The sequence below is a fragment of the Amycolatopsis minnesotensis genome, assembly GCF_039529815.1.
Taxonomy (GTDB): domain Bacteria; phylum Actinomycetota; class Actinomycetes; order Mycobacteriales; family Pseudonocardiaceae; genus Amycolatopsis; species Amycolatopsis minnesotensis.
The window spans coordinates 1-17,957 of record NZ_BAAANN010000016.1; the positions used below are offsets into that span (position 1 = coordinate 1).

Sequence of the window (17,957 nt, forward strand, 5' to 3'; positions counted from 1 at the left end):
CATCGACGGCTGGAACACCCGCTGCCACCCGTTCACCTGGACCAAGACCGCCGATCAGATCCTGCCCCACGCCACCCGTCAACGAACCTCAGACGCGCGACACTAGGAGCCGTCGCGCAGTGAGTGGATCATGCTCTGCAGGATCCGGAACGCGCCGGACCGCTCGGTCTCGGTCATGCCTGCCAGCATTCGAATCTCGACGGACCTGACCGCTGCGGTCGCCTTCTCCAGCTTCCGTCGGCCGCGAGGGGTGAGCCGCGTGGGAAGGACCTTCCCGACGGGTGCCTCGGCGGGCCTGGTCACGTGGCCCTCCCGTTCCAGGGTCTGGAGCAGCACGTTCATTGTCTGCCGGGTCACGAACGCGCCCCGTGCGAGTTCGGAGTTCGACAAGCCCGGTCGTTGGGCCAGCAGTTCGAGGCAGGAGTAGTGCGTCACGCTCATCCCGAGCGGCCGCAGCACCTCCTCCATGGCTGCGCGCAGCGTGCTCGACGCCTCTTTCAGCAGATAGCCCAGTGACGTCTCCAGGTCGACACCCACACCGTCTTGACTCATGTCAGTATTCTGACATACATTGATTCGTGTCAGAAAGCTGACACGAGCAGAAGGAGCATCACCTTGCCCGCCACCGGCCCCGACTTCATTTCGCTGCAAGCGCGTGACCTCGACGCTTCGCAGGCGTTCTACGAGCAGTACCTCGGCCTCGTCCGCTCGTCGGCCGGACCGCCGCACGCCGTCGTCTTCGAGACGAAGCCGATCGCCTTCGCGGTCCGCGAAGTCCTTCCCGGCACTGCTCTCGGCTCCGTCGCCCAGCCCGGCATCGGTGTCGCGATCTGGCTCCACGCCACGGATGTCCAGGCCATTCACGATGCTCTCGTGGCCGACGGCCACACCATCGTCTCCGCGCCGATCGACGGCCCCTTCGGCAGGACGTTCACCTTCGCCGACCCCGACGGCTACCAGGTCACGCTCCACGACCGTGCCTGAGGCGAGCACCCCGGTTTTCGGACCGTGACCCGAATCGCCTCGTTCGGCACGAGCCGGCAATCCCGGCTCGTGCCGTCCCTTCTCCCGGTCAGTGCGGGAGTCGCGCGATCATTTCGCCGATCCGGAGTTTTTGGCTTGGAAGCGCGCCTTCTTCTGGCGATTCCCGCACGTGTTCATGTCACACCATTTTCGGGTGCGACTTTGGCTGGTGTCGAAGAAGGCGGCTTGGCAGGTCGGCGATGCGCACAGGGCCAGTTTTCCGTCTCGTTCGCCCGAGATGATGCTGATCGCGTCGGCGGCGATCACGCTGAGGGCATCTTCCACGCGGGAAGCCGAGCTGAGCTGCCATCGCCGCTTGCCTTCGGGTGTCAGGATGGCCGCGGCCCGACCCTGGGCGCTGCGGTCATTGATGACTTGGACGGCAGGTGCGGGGAGAGCGTCCTGGATCGCGGCCGCCGTCGCGGCGGCGTGAATCGATTCCCTCAGTCCCCGGGCGAGGTCGAGCTGCGCGGCGGTGCAGGAGTCAACGGCGAGGCCACTCACTGCCAGCCAGTCGGCGAATCGGCGCGGCGTGGGAATGCGCTCCAGGGCGTCGCCACGACGCTCCGTCAGAGTCGCCGTGAAGCTGGTCGCCAGCACGCTACCGAGGCGAAAGTCGGGGAACTCGGCGCGCATGGAACCACCTTAGCAGGTTGCCCGTGAGTGTGACGGCCTGCTAGAACCGTCTAAGCCGGTTCGCAAGGCCGGTTCAACGATGGCCAGGAGGTCCCATGTCCCGTTCAACGAGCGACGTGCGAGCATTCGAAGCCCGCGCGACCGACGCTGACCTCGACGATCTGCGCGCGCGACTGGCCGCGGCACGGCTACCGGAGGCCGAGACGGTCCACCGCGCCGCGCCCGGCCGTCGCCGATGGGACCAGGGCGTTCCCCTCGCCGACCTCGTCGATGTCGTGAACTACTGGCGCACCGGGTACGACTGGCGGTCGTTCGAAGAGCGCCTCAACCGGATCGGCCAGTTCCGCACGACCATCGACGATCTGGGAATCCACTTCCTGCACCGCCGATCCGCGCGCGCGGATGCCACTCCGCTGATCCTGACGCACGGCTGGCCGGACAGCATTGCCCGGTTCATCGATGTAGTAGACGAACTGGCAGATCCGAAAGACGCGGACGCGCCGGCGTTCCACGTCGTGGTGCCGTCGCTGCCGGGCTTCGGCTACAGCGACAAGCCGGCCACCACCGGGTGGGGAACCGAAAAGATCGCGGCCGCATGGGTGGAGCTGATGGGGAGGCTCGGCTACGGCAAGTTCGCCGCCCACGGCGGCGACTGGGGAGGCAACATCACCACGATTCTCGGCGGCAGGTTCCCGGCGCACGTCCTCGGCATCCACACGACGTTCGCGGAGCCGCCGCCCGGGTTGCCAACGGACGGGCTGACGGCGGTGGAGCGCGAGTGGGCCGGGGAAACCCGCGATTTCTGGCGCCACCGCGCGGCGTACGCGAAGCAGCAGGCGACCCGGCCGCAGACCATCGGCTATTCGCTCGTCGACTCACCGGTCGGGCTGCTCGCCTGGATCCTGGACAAGTTCGCCGAGTGGTCGGACACCGACGACAGCCCGTTCGAGACGATTTCCCGGGACCGCGTTCTCGACGACGTCACCCTGTACTGGCTGACGCGGACCGGCGCTTCGGCGGCCCGCATCTACTACGAAAGCCACAACTCGCTGGACCCCGAACTCCGGGTCGACGTCCCGTCCGCACTCACCATGTACCCCCGCGACGTCGAGAAGTGCCCGCGCCCCTTGGCACAGGAGCGGTACCGGCAGCTCGTCCGATGGCGGACCCCCGAGAGCGGAGGACATTTCCCGTCGCTGGAGATGCCAGGTTACTTCGTCCAGGATCTGCGGGAGGGCCTCGCGGCCGTGCTGGCCGCCCATCGGTGACCGCGACTGGCCAGCGGTGGCCACGGCGCTGGTGCCACACTCGCGTGATGCCAGCAGGACGAGCGAAATCGGTCATCGTGCCCGATGTGGTGGGCCTGCCGGTGACCGTGGCGCGCCAGGTCGCCGCCGAGGCCGGTGTCGCGCTCGCCCAGCCCGATCCGGACGGCCCGCCGCTCGGCGCGCTCACCTGGCCGGGGGTGTGGGTCATCGACGAGCAGGCTCCCGCTCCGGGCGCGCGCGTGCGGCGGTGGGACAGCGTCGTGGTCCGCTTCCACGAGGAGGGCGGGGGCAGCGCGGGCGTTCGCGAGCCGCGGCGTCCTCTCCCCGAGCCGCGGGCGGCTTCGGCCGCGAAGGACCCGGAAGACGACTGAGGGGTGCGGGCTGGAAAGCCCGCACCCCTCTTCGAGTGTCCTAACGGGACGATCAGGCCGTGACGGCCGCACCGCCACCGGCGGCGTCCGCGGCGAGCTGGATGTCCTTGCCCTTGAGGTCGATCCCCGGAGTCACCTTCTTGTTGCGGCGGTTGCGCTTCTCCAGGTACTTCGCGAGCGCCGTCAGCAGCAGGCACATCGCGATGTAGATCGCACCGATCACCAGCGTGATCGGCACCAGCGGGCGCCCGAACTCGGCGATGCCGCCGAGGTAGCGGGCGTAGCGCAGCAGTTCCTCGTAGGTGATGAGGAACCCGAGCGCGGTGTCCTTCAGCAGCACCACGAGCTGGCTGATGATCGTCGGCAGCATCGCGCGCAGTGCCTGCGGCAGCAGCACCAGGTTCATCGCCTGGGTCTTGCGCATGCCCAGCGCGTAGGCGGCCTCGCCCTGCCCGCGCGGCAGCGACAGGATCCCAGCGCGGAAGATCTCCGCGAGCACCGAGCCGTTGTACAGCGTCAGGCCGAGCACGACCGAGTAGAACGGCGCGCCGAGGCTGAGTCCGTAGTGGAACGCGAAGATCATCACGACCAGCGGGATCGCGCGGAAGAACTCGACGATGATCGTCGAGGGCACCCGGAAGATCGCCCGGTCGGACAGCCTGCCCACGGCGAAGACCGCACCGAACACGATGGCGAGCACGGCACCGGCCGCGAACGCCTTCAAGGTGTTCAGCAGCGCGCTGAGCAGGTCCTCCTGCACCACGGTGTACTGGATCCAGCTCCACATCTTGCCGTCGAACTGACCGGCGTCGATGAAGCGGTAGATCACGAACCCGATGAGCGCGGCCAGCACCAGCACGCCGAGGACGGCGAGGATGCGGTTGCGCGCGCGGGCCCTCGGCCCGGGGACGTCGAACAGGACTGAGCTCATCGGGCCACGCTCCAGCGCTTCTCGAGGCTGCGCTGCAGCAGCGTCATCGGGATCACCAGGATGATGAAGAACAGCGCGACCCAGAGCATCCCGACGAACACGTTGTAACCGCGCTCGGACAGGTACGACTGGATGGCGCCCGCTTCCACGACAGAGAAGCCCGCCGCGACCGTGGTGTTCTTCAGCAGCGCGATCATCGTGCTCACCATCGGCGGCACGACCGTGCGGCCCGCCTGCGGCAGCACGACGGTGCCGAGGATCTGGCCGAAGGTCAGCCCCAGCGCGCGGCCCGCTTCGGCCTGCCCGACCGGGACGGTGTTGATGCCCGATCGCAGTACCTCGCACACGAACGCCGCGGTGTAGAGGATCAGCGCGGTCACCGCCGCCGCGAAGAACGAGATCGAAACGATCTTCAGCAGCGGGAAGGCGAATGCGAAGAAGAAAAAGAGCAACGTCAGCGGCGTGTTGCGGAACAGCGTCACGTACGTGGTCGCCGCGGCGCGGAACACCGGCACCGGGCTCACCCGGAGCATCGCGAGGATCGTGCCCCAGATCAGTGAACCCACCGCGGCGAGCGCGAACAGCTCGACCGTGGTGAGAAAGCCCGGACCGTACAGGTCAAGGTTGTCGAATAAGACGTCCATCGTGTCCTCGGTGCCTGTCTGGAATCAGCCTGTCGGAAGTTCAGCCTGGCGGGATGCCCGGCGGGGAAGTGCTGGAACAGTTCGGGCGGCGGGGCAGCCGTGCCGCCCCGCCGCCCGAACCTCGGATCAGTACCGCTCGATGGTCGGCGGGGTCGCGGGCGACCCGGACTTGCCGAGGGTGTTGTCGTAGATCTGCTTCCAGGTGCCGTCCTTGATGGCGGCATCGAGGACGTCGTTCACCTTGTCGCGCAGCGCCTTGTCGTCCTTCGCGAGGCCGATGCCGTAGGGCTCCTTCGAGAACGGCTCGCCGACGAGCTTGAACTTGTCCTGCTCCTGGGCCGCGTAGCCCTTGAGGATCGCGTCGTCCGTGGTGAGCGCCTGCACCTCGCCCTGGTCGAGCTTGGCGATGCACTGCGAGTAGTTCTGGAGCTCCACGATGTTGCCGGGCTCGGTGAGGCCCTGCTCGCGCACGCGCTGGATCGGGGTCGACCCGGTGACCGAGCAGACCTTCTTGCCCTTCAGCGTGTCCTTGCCGGTGATGTCGGTGTTGTCCTTCTTCACCAGCAGGCCCTGGCCCGCCGTGTAGTACGGACCCGCGAAGCCGACCTGCTTCTTGCGGTTGTCGTTGATCGTGTAGGTGCCGACGTAGTAGGCCACGTCACCGTTGGCGATCGCCTGCTCGCGCCCTGCGGAGGGCACGGCCTTGTAGGTGATCTTGTCCTCGCCGAGGCCCAGCTTCGCGGCGACCAGCTTCGCGATCTCGATGTCGAACCCGGTGTACTTGTTCGTCGTCGGGTCCTTGTAGCCCAGCCCGGGCTGGTCTTCCTTGACACCGATGGTGATCTTGCCCTCGGCCTTGATCTTGGCGAAGGTCGGCGAGCCTGCGACGTCGACGCCCTGCACGGCCGTCTGCTGCGGTGCCTGGGCGCCCGAATCGGTGGGGCTGCCCTCCTTGCCGCAAGCGGTCAGCGCGAGCGCACCGGCCATCAGTCCCACCGCGAGGGTGCGGATCCTCATGTGAACTCTCCTGTTTCTTCGTCGGTGCGGCACCCCCTGGAGCGCCACGGACGGTCTTAGTGGGTCAGGATCTTGCCCAGGAAGTCCTTCGCGCGGTCGGACTTCGGCTTGGTGAAGAAGTCGTCCGGCGTGGCGTCCTCGACGATCTCGCCGTCGGACATGAACACGACGCGGTGCGCGGCGCGGCGGGCGAAGCCCATCTCGTGGGTGACCACGAGCATGGTCATGCCGTCCTTCGCCAGCCCGGTCATCACGTCGAGCACCTCCTGGACCATCTCCGGGTCCAGTGCCGAGGTCGGCTCGTCGAACAGCATCACCTTGGGCCGCATCGCGAGCGCGCGGGCGATCGCCACGCGCTGCTGCTGGCCGCCGGAGAGCTGGGCGGGGTACTTGTCGGCCTGGTTGGAGATGCCGACCCGGTCGAGCAGTTCCATCGCGGTCTTGCGGGCCTCGTCCTGTTTGGCCTTGCGGACCTTGATCGGCGCGAGCATCACGTTGTCCACGATGGTCTTGTGCGCGAAGAGGTTGAACGACTGGAAGACCATCCCGACGTCGGCGCGCAGCGCCGCGAGCGCCTTGCCCTCGGCGGGCAGCGGCTCACCGTCCACCGCGATCTCACCGGAGTTGATCGGCTCCAGCCGGTTGATCGCCCGGCAGAGCGTGGACTTCCCGGAGCCCGACGGGCCCAGTACCACGACCACCTGGCCGCGGGGCACCTCGAGGTTGATCTCCTTCAGGACGTGCAGTTCGCCGAAGAACTTGTTCACGGCGGTCGCCCTGATCATCGGCGGCGCCGTCGGCGCGGCGGTCATCTGGCCTCCACGAGCGTATGCATGACGAAGTTGTGCGAGTGAGCGAGCAATGTGATGGCGGAAACCTACTCCCGCCGAACACTTTGTAAAGCCCGCTTGAGCAATACTTAGGGTCTCAACTCTGTCACACGTCTCACCAGGCCTTGCAATGGACACGAAGGGGACACGGGTGCGCGTACTTCTCGTCGAGGACGACGACCGCGTCGCGGACGCCCTGCTACCGGCGCTCACGCGGCGGGGGCTGGCCGTCAGCAGGCTCGCCTGCGGGGCCGGTGTACTCGATCGGGTGGAAGAGGTCGACGTCGTGCTCCTCGACCTCGGGCTGCCGGATGTCGACGGCTTCTGGCTGTGCCGCCAGATCCGCGAGCACAGCGACGTCGCGATCATCGTGGTCTCGGCGCGCGGGGAGGTCGACGACCGGATTCTCGGCCTCCGCGCGGGCGCCGACGACTACATGGTCAAGCCCTACGACGTCGACGAGCTGGTGGCGAGGGTGCAGGCGGTGCGACGGCGCCAGGGCGACCACCAGCCGAAGCCGCCGGAGCGCGCGGGCGTGGTCGAGCTCTCCGACGTGCGCGTCGATCTCGACCGGCACGAGGTGACCGTCGGTGGCGAACCGGTCGCGCTTTCCCGCAAGGAGTTCGGCGTGCTCGCGCTCGTCGCCGCGGCCAAGGGAGCGGTGCGCACCCGCGAGCAGATCCTCACCGAGGTGTGGGGGCACAGTGGCGCCGCGGAGAGCCGCTCGCTCGACGTCCACGTCGCGACGCTGCGGACCAAGCTCGGCCGCCCCGCGCTGGTGGAGACGGTGCGCGGGGTCGGCTACCGCCTCGCCGCCGGGCAGGACGGGGCGTAGCGGGTGCGCGTCCAGCTCCAGGCCATCGTGCTGTCCCTGGTGGTCGTGCTGGTGCTCGGGCTCGGCGTGCCGCTCGCGCTGAGCGTGGCCGCGAGCAGCCAGCAGCGGCTGTTCCTCGACCGGCTGACCGACACGAGCCGGTTCGCCTCGCTCGCCCAGCGCCCGCTGCTAGACAACCGCCCGGAACTGCTCGAATCGGAGCTGCGGCGCTACACCGACGTCTACGGCGTGCCGGTCGAGGTCCTCGACCAGGAGGGCAAGCCGTTCGTCGGGGCAGGCGACGTGGACGAGCGGGACCCGGCGATCCTGCCGCTGCTGCAGGCCGCGCTCGCGGGACGGCGGTCGGAACCGGGGTCCGTGCTGCTGCCGTGGGACGACGGCCCGCTCGTGCTCGCCGAGCCGATCCTGATCGACGGCGAGGTGCGCGGCGCGGTGCTCAGCGTGTCGCCGACCGGGTCCGCGCGCTCGGACGTGCTGCGGTGGTGGCTGCTGATCGCGGCGGGCAGCCTGCTCTCGTTCGGGCTGGCGCTGCTCGGCGCACTGCCGGTGGTGCGGTGGATCCTGCGCCCCGTACACCGGCTCGACGACGCCACGGGCGAACTCGTGTCCGCCGTGGTGAGCGGCCGCGAGGTGGCGCGGGTCGGCGACGAGCACGGCCCGCCGGAGCTGCGCCAGCTCGGGCGGTCGTTCGACCGGATGGCCGCCAGCGTCGGCACGGCGCTCGCCGCGCAGCGCGCCTTCGTCGCCGATGCTTCGCACCAGCTGCGAAACCCGCTCACCGCGCTCACCCTCCGATTGACCAATTTGGACGGTCACGTCGACGAGGCGGCGGACGAGCACCGGCGTGCCGCGGCCGGCGACGCCGAACGGCTCAACCAGATCCTCGACGGGCTGCTTTCCATGGCGCGCGCGGAATCCTCGGCCGGCGAGCTGGTGCCGGTGGACATCGACCTCGCGGTGGCCGAACGCGTGGAGGACTGGCAGGTCGTCGCCGCGGCGAGGGGGGTCGGGCTCGTGCTCCACGAGGCGGAGACCGGGGCGCGGGTGCAGGTCCCGCCGCGCGGTGTCGAGGTGGTGCTCGACGCGCTGCTCGACAACGCGATCAAGTTCTCCGCGCGGGAAACCGAGGTGGAGGTGTCCGTGCGGCGCGTGGGAGAGCTGGTGGAACTCGCGGTGCGCGACCACGGGCCCGGCCTGCGGCCAGAGGAACTGGAGCGCGCGACCGACCGGTTCTGGCGCAGCACCGCGCACCAGAACGTGCCGGGATCGGGTCTCGGGCTCGCGATCGTCACCGAGATCGCCCGCAACGGCGGCGGTGACCTGCGGCTCGCGCTGCCGGACGGGGGCGGTCTCGAAGTGATCGTCACGCTCGCGGTCGCCGAAGGCAGCAATCGCGCGTGAACCCGGCGCCGCGCTTGCCCCGCGCGGTGATCACGTCTTCTGGGCCCGGTAGTACCGAAGCGCGCCGGGGTGCAGTGCCAGCGGGGACGTCTCGATCGCGGACCGGACGTCGATCGACAGCGCCGCCCTGTTCACCTTCGCGAGCTCGCCCTGCGCCGCGAACAGGCCCTGCACCAGTGCTTCGGCCAGGTCGTCCGGCATCGAAGAGGGGACCATCAGGTAGTTGGGCACGGCGAGGGTGACCACCGGGCCGCCGGCGGTCTGGTAGGTCGAGGCCGGGATCGTCGCGGTGCGGTAGACCGGGTTGATGCGCCGCATCTCCGGCATCAGCCCACCGATGTCGACCAGCCGCAGCGGCGTGCGCTGCGCGACCGCCGTGATCGCGTTGGTCGGGAGCCCGCCGGACCAGAAGAACGCGTCGATGTCGCCGCGCTGCAACGCGGTGAGCGACGGGTCGAGGCCCAGATCCGAGGTGGTCAGCGCGCCGGGACCGGTGAGCCCCGCGGTGCGCAGGAGCTGTTTCGCGATCACCGCGACCCCTGAATCCGGTGCCCCGATCGACACCCGGTGGCCGCGCAGCATCGCCAGCGAGGTGATCGGCGAATCGGCGCGCACGACCACGTGCAGGTAGTCGTCGTAGATCCGGGCGAGCGCCTTGAGATCGCCGTTCGGCGGCGCGGTGATCGCGGCGACGTCGGCGGCGCTGAACGCGACGTCGGCCGTCCCCGCGCGCAGCCGGGCGAGGTTGTCGGGGGAGCCGCGGGTCTCCAGCACGCCGGGGCGCGCGATGCCGAGCTGGCCGCCCCACTGCGTGGCGAGCCGCTGGGAGAGCTGGTAGTACACGCCGCCGGTGTTGCCGGCCGCGATCCGCAGGTTCAGCCCGCGGAACTCGGGCGAGCACCCGGCGACGGACACGCCGAGGCCCAGTACCGCGAGTAGGACCGCCAGCACCTTGCGCACAGGGGAATGGTGCCAGAAAACCGCCCTCCGGTGGCCCGTGCACGGCCTCTGATCAGGTGCCGGATCCGGAGGCTTACCCTGAAGGGTGCCTACGAAGCACGCCCGAGGGAGACCCGTGACCCGCAGCTACCAGATCCGCACGCGGCCATCTCTCGCAAACTCGAAGACGCCCTTCGCCCGCCACCGCCGCGAGTTCGCGGCGTGGAACTGGCCGTCCGGTACAAACCTGCGGAGACCGACGCCCCGGTGGGCGGTGACCACTACGACTGGTTCGTGCTCCCCGACGGGACGTTGCACATCACCGTTGTCGATGCCGTCGGTCACGGGGTCACCTCCACCCGCAACGCGCTCAACGTCACCCACACCATCCGCACCCTGGCGCTGGAGGGCTACCCGATCGAGGAGTTGATCTCCCGTGCCGCCACCATCATCGGCTCGACCCGGCCCGGCGATGTCGCGACCGTGCTGCTGGCCCGCGTCGACCGTGTGGCTCAGCCTTGTACCTCGCCAGCGGAAGCCATCCTCCCGTACTGCTCGTTCCCACGGCGGGCCCGGTGCGCTATCTCCCGACACCGGGGAGGGGTATCGGATTCCCTGCTCCGGGCAGTATCGGTGTCCGCCGGGAACGTCTGGCGCCAGGGGACCTGGTCTTGCTCTACACCGACGGACTGACCGAAAGCCGGAAAGACTTCACCGAGGGCGAAGACCGGCTGCGCCACATCGTCAGCGGCGTTCGCGCTCTGCCGACCGCCGACATCCCGGCCACGATCGCCGAACGGATGCACGACATCGTCCTCCACACCGACGACACCGTGCTCTTGGCCATACGACTTCGCCACGACACCGACGACGACACAGCCCAGCATGCGCGCCCAACCAGTCCGCGACACCAGCGAACGTGAACAGGGGATGCCTGAACATGCGTGAGCACGACTCCGAGGACCGTCGTGTGGTTCGGCAGCTCGACGACACCACTGCTGCGTCGGCGCATCTCTCCGACGCACTGGCCCAGGACGAGGACCTCGAAATCGTGCTGCGCCGGATCTGCGGGCAGGCCAAGTCCGTCGTTCCGGAGACCACCCTGGTCAGCATCACCGTGCTGCACGACACTGTCCCGGCGACTACCGCGGTTACCGACGACGCGGCAAGGGACATCGACGACGCCCAACACCGGACTGGGCAGGGACCCTGCCTGGAGGCCGCAGGGAACTCACCAGGTCGTACGCGCGGGCTGGGCCACGTCACGACGGCGATGGCCAGACCTCATCGCCGCGATCCGTGGTCTCGGCGTCGCCAGCTATCTTTCCGCGCCTTTGTTCCTCGACACCGAATACCACGGATCGTTGAACCTCTACAGCGACCGGCCCAACGCCTACGATCGGCTCGACGCCGCGCTGCTCGAACTGTTCACCACCGCGGCCGAAGCAGCCATCCGGAGAGCACGGCGTTACGCCGCCGCCCGCCTTTCCCAGTCAGTGACCCTGTTCTGCGACGTGCCGATTCGGTCAGCGGGGACACCCTGCCTGACTCACCACAAGGAGCCGAGACTGCGGACTCCGTGCTCGAACAGCTGGACACCATGGCCGCGCTCGCTCGATGGGTTCACCGTTCGGTACCGGACGATCCACCGCGCGCTCATGGCTGGAGCCGAGCCGGCGGAAGTCGCGCGCGCCGCAGGCTGCACTGTCGCCGAAGCCCATCTCCGATGGCACACCTGGGCAGACGCCCAACTGCACGCCACACCGGCCCCGACCACAACCACCGGGACGTTTGCCCTCGCGCACTATCTGCGCGTCCACGAACTCTTCGCCACCGCGATCACCTGACGCGAAACCATCCATGCCAGCACAAGTCGGCACTCCAGAAACGAACCGGAAGTCTGTGCCGATCGCAAATAGCGGCACCCAGACCCCGTGTTGCCGCGATGCTCGCCCGGACCCCGCGGGCATCGTCGATTCATCCACACGATCGCCGTGGCACCATCCCCGAATCACAGTCAGCCGCGCCGCCTAGCTCAGCTTTGCCGATTCGGGACCACGCTCAGATGCGCGGCGCGCCCGCCGCCGACTCGGTCGAGGACGAGTTCGGCCCACACTGTTTTGTGGTGGGCGTGGCACTGGACACCCCACGCCGCGGCGAGCTGGTCGATCAAGACAAGTCCGCGTCCGCCGGTGCCATCCGGTGTCCGCTTCCGTGGTGGGTTCGGTGAGCCGTCGTCGACTTCGACCCGCAGGCGGCGCCCGCGTTGTCGCAAGCCAAGTCGGCAGGCGCGGGGCGTTTCGCCATGGCGGTGTGCGTTGCTGACCAGTTCGTCCGTCACCAGTATCGCGTCCTCGACCACCAGGTCGCCCCGGCCGGTCAGCATGCCGCGGACGAGATCTCTCACCGTCCGGTTGGGTGTTGCGTCCAAGTCGCACGTGATGTCCACCGGATCCGTGGCCTCGGCCTCGGGTTCAGCGGATCTGAGGCCCCCGTCCTGCGGTTGTAGTGACATGCCCGCCCTGCGCCTCACGTATGACAACTTTGAAACCGCTGGCCGTACCTTGAGATCGTGTACCCAGTACCCCGAGCTTGGCGAGGCTAAACCTCCGAATTCGCGGCTGCGGTGTGCCAAGCGGTAGAACGGCGCCCGCCTGGAGGTCATTGCGTGGTTGGATCGACTCTATGGCCGCGCTTCCGATCCGTGATTTCGCTGGCAACGCCCTGGTCGACTTCCGTCTCGTCACGGAAGAGGAGCTGGCGTGCCTGGCCGAGCATGGGCCCGTGCCCGCGTCGGTGGTGGTTGCCGTCCGTGCGAACGCAGTCCTGATGATGTTCGACAGCTGGCGGAAGCAGTGGGAGCTTCCCGGGGGAACGCGAGAGCCGGGTGAGAGCGCGCGGCAGACGGCGGTGCGGGAGTTGCGCGAGGAGACCGGGATTCACGCGGTGGATCTGAGCTGCGCTGCGGTGGCTGAGTTCGATCTCGTGAAGCCTGACCGCCGGGAGCTGCTCGCCGTCTATCAGATTCGCCTCCAGGCCGTGCCCAGGCTGATGGTGAACGACGAGGCCCTGGACTTCCGGTGGTGGCGGCCGTCGGAACCGGTGGACGAGAACATGAGCCCGCTGGACGCGGATATTGCCCGGCGCGTGGCCCCTTCGATCATCTGAAGGCGGCTGTTCGCCAGCGGTGTCGCTGACGGATTTCGCCTACGTATCACGGGGTTTGGGATCTGCTGATGCCCGACACTGGACCGTTACCTCGTAGCTGGCGTCGTCGAGTTCCAGGGTGAAGACGGATTCGAGGTCCGATGGTGACAGTCCGTCGACGTGCCAGGGGTACAGCGCTGGTGGCAGCGCGCTCGATGGAACGTCTGGCACAGACAGGTGCCATGCGCGGCCGTCGCGGAACTCGCGATCGCTTCGTGAACTCCGAGGACCGCGGCGAGCGTTGTAGTTGAATAACGCTGGAGTGCCGTGCTAGACCAGAAAAGCGACTGGTCGGTGTCTTCGGCGGGCACTGTCGTGAGGATCGCGGCTTCGGTGAGCAGCATCTTGCGCGGATGGTCGATCGGACAGGGCAGGTGAGGGATGTTGTCCTGGTTCGGTTCCGGTTCTCGTAGCACTGCCGGACTTCGGACCAACCGGATTCGCCTGGCGTCGCGGTCCACCGTGGTTGTTACTCGCAATGCCAAGGGGAACGTGCTGGGGGTCGAGGTCGGCGACGGTTGGGCCGACCTTTCCCGTGTTTCGCGAGAAAAAACTGCCATATCCGCCGTTCGGCAATCGGTGGCTGTGCGGGCTCATCGGACGACGAGGATACGCAAAAGATATCGGCCATGGTGTCCTCGAGTTCGGCAAGGCTCGTGTGGGCGCCGGTGTTGATGTGAGTGAGGACGAGCCTCATTGTCACAGCGACGCCGTCAGCGGACGACGGCCACGTTGGGTAGGTGCACACCCTGCTGCCGGCCGTGCCCTGGAGATCACGCGGGTTGGTGATTCACCGTCCCGTCAAAGTGTTCTTGACGGTGTTCTGGTATGAGCGCCCCGTCTGGCTCGCCCATTCGCGGTAGCGGGTGGTCAGGGGCGGTACCTCTGTGCGCTGCCGTCGAGCCACGATCGCTGCGGCCAACGGGGTGAACAGCCATATCAACCCGAGGACGAGATATACGCAGAGCATGAGAACAGCGGCGTACAAGATCACCATGAATTTGAGCATCCAGATCAGCAAGGTCCACGTCATCGTGAGCTTGCTGGCGATAGTCTTGGAGGCAGACCGCCCTAGCCCTTTTCCGTGCCGTGATCGGCCGCCGATCAAGTGTTGGCTGAACCGGAGTGGTCCTAGTCCAAATCCGATGCTGACTCGCATATGTATTCGCTCCTGGCGGGTTGGTCATGGGCAGTGGTTGATGTCGCTTTCGGCGGAGGCCACGACGATGTTCACTTTGGCCAGGCCGAGTGTGCTGACTTTGATGTGTATGGCGTTGACGGTGAGTCCGTTGTCGGGGTTGGTGAAGGGGATTTGTTCGTTGAGGATCAGTGAGACGGCGCCGAGGTTGACCGTGGTGTTGGGTGCGGGCTGGGTGGTGTGGCCGATGACGACGGTGTTGCCGACCTGGAGGAAGTCGATAGTGGTGGTGCCGGTGGATCCGGTGCAGGTCGTGGTGGAGGTGGAGCGGACGAGGCGCAGTGTGATCGCCGGGATGGTGGTGATGGTGACCGTGGTGTCGGCGACCGAAGCGGTCGCCGTGGAGGCGGCGGGGAACGCTGTCGTGGTCACGTTGGCGCAGAGAGCGTGGGCGGTCACCAGGCCGCTCAGCGTCGCCACGCACGGGTTCGGCGTGGTGGTGGAGGAGGGGGTCGAGATGGGGCCGGTGTCGGGGGTCGGTGGCACGGTGAGGAGGGGAAGGCCGAGCAGGCTGGCGGTGGCGGTGAGTCCGTAGGCCCGGCCGGTCAGGGTCTGCGCGGTGACCACTACCTGTTCGCTGCCGCACGGTGAGGTGGCCGCGCTGTTGCGGGCGTCGCCGCTGTAGACGGCTGTCCAGTTGTAGGTGCCCGCGGCGCCGGTGGTGATGGGGCCGGAGGCGGCGGTGGTGCCGCTGAGCGGGGTGGTTCTGGTGGCGATGGGGGTGGCGCAGGTGGTGTCGCCGGGGCCGAACAGGGCGAAGGCCACGGTCCCGGTGGGGGTGGCGCCGCCGGTCAGTTGTGCCGAGTCGGAGATGGTGCCGCCCGCGGGGACCGATCCCGACGGTGTGGTGGTGATGGTCGGGCTCGCCTTGCCGCTCGCGCCGGCGCAGGTGCTCACCTGGTTGGCGTCCATGGTCACCGCGCCGGTGTGCGCGTAGAGGCCGCCGGTGCCGCTGGCGCCGGCGTTGAAGGTGACGGAGGTGCCGGCCAGTACGTTGCCGGTGAAGGCGGTGCCGGTGCCGACGGTGGCGCTGGCACCGACCTGCCAGGTGATGTTGTTGTTATTGCACGGGGTGGCGCCGCCGGTCAGCACGACCGCGGCGTTGCTTCCGGTGGTCAGCGAGCTCGCGATCTGGAAGACCCAGGCGGCGTTGGGATTTCCTTGTGCGTCCAGGGTCAGGGTGCCGGTGAGCTGTGCTGAGGAGTTGAAGCAGTACACCGCGGGCGGCAGGGTCATCCCGCCGAGGTCCTGCCCGCTGAGGTTGGTGTCGCAGGGTTCTCCGGCGGCGTAGGTGATGGCCGTGCCGATATCGGCCTGGGCTTGGGCGGCGAGGGCGTCGGTGGTGTGGATGGTCCCGGTCACCGCGCCGGGCGGAAACCCGACCACCGCCGTCCCGGGGCTGACTCCCAGGTCACCGGTGACCACGGTCGGGCCGGTGTTGGTGACCGTGGCGGCACCCAGCACGGCGAAGTTCACCGCCGAGCCCAGTGGCGGGCTTGTCGCGGCCTGCGCGGGCGCCGGCACGGCGACAGCCAGCGCGGTGGCGAGGATGGTGGCACCGAACAGGACCCGGATGGTGCGAATTGTTCTCATGACGTCGGCTTTCTGAAGCTGTCCAAGGGAATCCCGCCGTGGGATCAGGCGGTGTGCTGTCCGGCGGCGGGGGCGCCAAGCACCCCGCGGCCCAGAGCGGCGATCGTGCCGGCCGCCGGGGGTGACGTCCGCTCGCGCCACACAAAAGACCCCGGTCGGGGCCACCGGGGTCTCGGGTAACACCCAGCACCATACTCGCTTCAACCAGCGCCTCCAGAGCGGAAACGGAAATTCAGCTAACGCTAACGTCACGAAAGGAATTCGTGGTAGAAATAAGGGGCCGGATAAGTGGTGGACACTGCTCGAAGATTTTTACCAGCCGGTTCAGGAATTATTTCAACCTGTGCGGTCTATTGATATCCGGTGAAATCACTGATCGGGGCTCTGGTGCACAGGGCGAGTTCGTACAGTCAAACCACGTCCAGCATGGACTCCGTGACTCAAGCCCTCGGTCGCACACGCGTTTTCGCGCCGTTTCCGTTTCGATGCAATGGGTCTAGTGGCGGGCGTGGTGGGAGAAAATGGCCTCCAAGTCCGCGGTGCCGTCGGCGACCGCGCGGGCGAGTTGGGACAGACGCTGGTTGTGGGCGCGGGCGTAGCCTCGCAGCGCGGTGAAAGCTGTCTCCATGTCGAGGTCGCTGCTCAGTGCGGAGAGCACCCCTTTGGCCTGTTCGATGATGACCCTGCTGTTGAGCGCGGTCTGGAGTTGTTCGGCGAGCAGGTCGGCGTCGTCGATGGCGCGCTGGTGCAGCATGCCGATGGTGGCGACGTCGGCCAGGGCCTGCCCCAGCCGGGTGCTGGTGTGGTCGATGCCGTTGCTCTCGGTCTTGAGCAGGGTCAGCACCCCGATGACCTGGCGGCGCAGGCGCATCGGTACCGCTTGCACCGCGTGGAATCCGCACTCGTGTGCGGCGGCGGTGAAACGTGGCCACCGAGCGGCGTCTACGGCCAGGTTCGTGCTGGCGCTCGGCTCTCCGGTGCGGATGCAGTCGATGCAGGGGCCGTCCTCGGTCTGTACCGCGAACACTTCCAGCAGTTCGGCCCGTTCGGAGGAGGCCGCGGCCATGCGCAGTCCGCCGTGCTGGTCGAGCAGGATCACCCCGGCAGCGGAGACGGTCAGCAGTTCGACGCACTGCCGGCACAGCATGTGCAGGAAGTCCAGGACGTCGAAGTCGTCGACCAGGGTGTCGGCCAGCGCCACGAAGGTGTCGGCCACACGCTGTTCGCGGCCGGCTGCGATGGTCTGCGCGGAGGGCGTGACCTGAGGCTCGTCGGACATTCTTGGTCAGTCTCCTGTCTCCAGTCGAAGGTGGTGGCCGATGATCTGCCGCGACACCTCGTCGAGGGGTGTCTGATGAGCGTAGGCGTGTGCTCGGATGCGCAGCAACGCGTCGTGCATGCTCAGGTTCAGTTGCACGGTGATGACGCCGGTGGCCTGATGGACCACGGCGTGGACGTCGGAAAGCCAGCCGATGTCCATCGGGTCCGGACCGCGCAGATCGTCGAGCACCGCGTGGGTCGCGATATCGGCCAGCGCCAGCGCGTCCCGCAGCTCCACCCGGCTCAGCGAGCCCGCGCTGCCGCGGTAGAAGTCGAGCGTGCCGACCCGCACCACGCCGACCTGTAAGGGAAACGAGAACACCGCCGCCACACCGGCGGCCCGCGCGGCGGGGGTGAAACCGAGCCAGCGAGCGTCGGTGGTGGCCAGGTCGGCGATCAGAACAGGCCCGCCAGAGTCGTGCGCCGCCAGCTTGGGCCCTTCGCCGACCGTGCGTTGCAGGTCGTCGAGTGCCAGGCTGACCTCGTCGGTGGCGTAGGCGACGGCTTGAGCTGTGCCGTCACCATTGCCCCGTACGGTCACCGCCGCACCGGAAACCGCGCACACCTCGACGCACAGCTCGCACACCCGCTTCAGCAGAGTGGTTGGGTCGCCGCCTCCGGATTCGAGCAGGACCAGCAGTTCGACGTGCCGGTTGGCGGTCACGAGGATCCTCCGTCCGCGGTGTGCGAGGTGGGCGGCCGCATCCTGGTGTGGACTGCCAGGCCCAGGGTTCCGTTACCGGG

The 17,957-nt window shown here is 68.0% G+C and carries 19 protein-coding genes and 1 pseudogene; 8 read left to right on the plus strand and 12 right to left on the minus strand.

Going from position 1 to position 17,957, the window contains the following annotated elements; genetic code table 11:
* Positions 1–102 precede the first annotated feature (102 nt).
* Positions 103–552, minus strand: a complete 450-nt coding sequence (locus ABD256_RS20605; RefSeq protein WP_344421011.1) for a MarR family winged helix-turn-helix transcriptional regulator — start codon at positions 550–552, stop codon at positions 103–105.
* Positions 553–615: 63 nt separating this feature from the next.
* Here ABD256_RS20605 and ABD256_RS20610 point away from each other — a divergent pair, with 63 nt between their 5' ends.
* Positions 616–984, plus strand: a complete 369-nt coding sequence (locus ABD256_RS20610; protein WP_344421017.1) for a VOC family protein — start codon at positions 616–618, stop codon at positions 982–984.
* A gap of 108 nt (positions 985–1,092) precedes the next feature.
* Here ABD256_RS20610 and ABD256_RS20615 read toward each other — a convergent pair whose 3' ends face one another.
* Positions 1,093–1,659: a CGNR zinc finger domain-containing protein gene (locus tag ABD256_RS20615; protein WP_344421019.1), complete on the minus strand. Its 567-nt coding sequence runs from the start codon at positions 1,657–1,659 to the stop codon at positions 1,093–1,095.
* A 95-nt stretch (positions 1,660–1,754) separates the two neighbouring features.
* Between ABD256_RS20615 and ABD256_RS20620 the strand changes: the two genes are divergently transcribed.
* Both ABD256_RS20620 and ABD256_RS20625 read left to right on the plus strand, forming a co-directional pair.
* Complete coding sequence (locus ABD256_RS20620; RefSeq protein WP_344421022.1) at positions 1,755–2,927, plus strand: epoxide hydrolase family protein; 1,173 nt, start codon at positions 1,755–1,757, stop codon at positions 2,925–2,927.
* A 47-nt stretch (positions 2,928–2,974) separates the two neighbouring features.
* Positions 2,975–3,298: a PASTA domain-containing protein gene (locus ABD256_RS20625; RefSeq protein WP_344421025.1), complete on the plus strand. Its 324-nt coding sequence runs from the start codon at positions 2,975–2,977 to the stop codon at positions 3,296–3,298.
* 52 nt (positions 3,299–3,350) lie between these two features.
* Here ABD256_RS20625 and ABD256_RS20630 read toward each other — a convergent pair whose 3' ends face one another.
* The 4 genes from ABD256_RS20630 to ABD256_RS20645 form a co-directional block, all read right to left on the minus strand.
* On the minus strand, positions 3,351–4,229 hold the full coding sequence (locus ABD256_RS20630) for an amino acid ABC transporter permease (RefSeq protein ID WP_344421027.1): 879 nt from the start codon (positions 4,227–4,229) through the stop codon (positions 3,351–3,353).
* Positions 4,226–4,873, minus strand: a complete 648-nt coding sequence (locus ABD256_RS20635) for an amino acid ABC transporter permease (RefSeq protein ID WP_344421030.1) — start codon at positions 4,871–4,873, stop codon at positions 4,226–4,228. The genes ABD256_RS20630 and ABD256_RS20635 overlap by 4 nt, the downstream gene beginning before the upstream one ends.
* A 126-nt stretch (positions 4,874–4,999) precedes the next feature.
* Positions 5,000–5,890, minus strand: coding sequence for a glutamate ABC transporter substrate-binding protein (locus tag ABD256_RS20640; protein ID WP_344421033.1), 891 nt, complete (start codon positions 5,888–5,890; stop codon positions 5,000–5,002).
* Positions 5,891–5,946: 56 nt separating this feature from the next.
* On the minus strand, positions 5,947–6,675 hold the full coding sequence (locus ABD256_RS20645) for an amino acid ABC transporter ATP-binding protein (RefSeq protein WP_344421540.1): 729 nt from the start codon (positions 6,673–6,675) through the stop codon (positions 5,947–5,949).
* A gap of 196 nt (positions 6,676–6,871) precedes the next feature.
* On the opposite strand from ABD256_RS20645, the gene ABD256_RS20650 reads away from it, so the two are divergent.
* Both ABD256_RS20650 and ABD256_RS20655 read left to right on the plus strand, forming a co-directional pair.
* Complete coding sequence (locus ABD256_RS20650) at positions 6,872–7,555, plus strand: response regulator transcription factor (protein WP_344421036.1); 684 nt, start codon at positions 6,872–6,874, stop codon at positions 7,553–7,555.
* Between the two features lie 3 nt (positions 7,556–7,558).
* Positions 7,559–8,956, plus strand: coding sequence for a sensor histidine kinase (locus ABD256_RS20655; protein ID WP_344421039.1), 1,398 nt, complete (start codon positions 7,559–7,561; stop codon positions 8,954–8,956).
* Between the two features lie 30 nt (positions 8,957–8,986).
* On the opposite strand, the gene ABD256_RS20660 is transcribed toward ABD256_RS20655, so the two are convergent.
* Positions 8,987–9,916 (minus strand): TAXI family TRAP transporter solute-binding subunit, encoded by a 930-nt coding sequence (locus tag ABD256_RS20660; RefSeq protein ID WP_344421041.1) that lies wholly within the window; start codon positions 9,914–9,916, stop codon positions 8,987–8,989.
* Positions 9,917–9,922: 6 nt separating this feature from the next.
* On the opposite strand from ABD256_RS20660, the pseudogene ABD256_RS20665 reads away from it, so the two are divergent.
* Together ABD256_RS20665 and ABD256_RS20670 are read left to right on the plus strand one after the other, a co-directional pair.
* Positions 9,923–10,818, plus strand: a pseudogene (locus ABD256_RS20665) (PP2C family protein-serine/threonine phosphatase).
* 45 nt (positions 10,819–10,863) lie between these two features.
* Positions 10,864–11,742 carry a GAF domain-containing protein gene (locus ABD256_RS20670; protein ID WP_344421544.1) on the plus strand — a complete coding sequence of 293 codons (879 nt, stop codon included), beginning with the start codon at positions 10,864–10,866 and terminating at the stop codon, positions 11,740–11,742.
* Positions 11,743–11,930: 188 nt separating this feature from the next.
* On the opposite strand, the gene ABD256_RS20675 is transcribed toward ABD256_RS20670, so the two are convergent.
* Positions 11,931–12,560, minus strand: coding sequence for an ATP-binding protein (locus ABD256_RS20675; protein WP_344421044.1), 630 nt, complete (start codon positions 12,558–12,560; stop codon positions 11,931–11,933).
* Between the two features lie 20 nt (positions 12,561–12,580).
* Here ABD256_RS20675 and ABD256_RS20680 point away from each other — a divergent pair, with 20 nt between their 5' ends.
* On the plus strand, positions 12,581–13,063 hold the full coding sequence (locus ABD256_RS20680; RefSeq protein WP_344421046.1) for an NUDIX hydrolase: 483 nt from the start codon (positions 12,581–12,583) through the stop codon (positions 13,061–13,063).
* An 829-nt stretch (positions 13,064–13,892) separates the two neighbouring features.
* On the opposite strand, the gene ABD256_RS20685 is transcribed toward ABD256_RS20680, so the two are convergent.
* The 4 genes from ABD256_RS20685 to ABD256_RS20700 all read right to left on the minus strand — a co-directional run bounded on the left by ABD256_RS20685 (position 13,893) and on the right by ABD256_RS20700 (position 17,877).
* Entirely contained in the window at positions 13,893–14,135 is a 243-nt protein-coding gene (locus tag ABD256_RS20685) for a hypothetical protein (protein ID WP_344421049.1), read from the minus strand.
* 150 nt (positions 14,136–14,285) lie between these two features.
* Positions 14,286–15,893: a choice-of-anchor P family protein gene (locus ABD256_RS20690; protein WP_344421052.1), complete on the minus strand. Its 1,608-nt coding sequence runs from the start codon at positions 15,891–15,893 to the stop codon at positions 14,286–14,288.
* Between the two features lie 496 nt (positions 15,894–16,389).
* On the minus strand, positions 16,390–17,172 hold the full coding sequence (locus ABD256_RS20695; protein WP_344421054.1) for a GAF and ANTAR domain-containing protein: 783 nt from the start codon (positions 17,170–17,172) through the stop codon (positions 16,390–16,392).
* 6 nt (positions 17,173–17,178) lie between these two features.
* On the minus strand, positions 17,179–17,877 hold the full coding sequence (locus ABD256_RS20700; RefSeq protein ID WP_344421057.1) for a GAF and ANTAR domain-containing protein: 699 nt from the start codon (positions 17,875–17,877) through the stop codon (positions 17,179–17,181).
* Positions 17,878–17,957 lie beyond the last annotated feature (80 nt).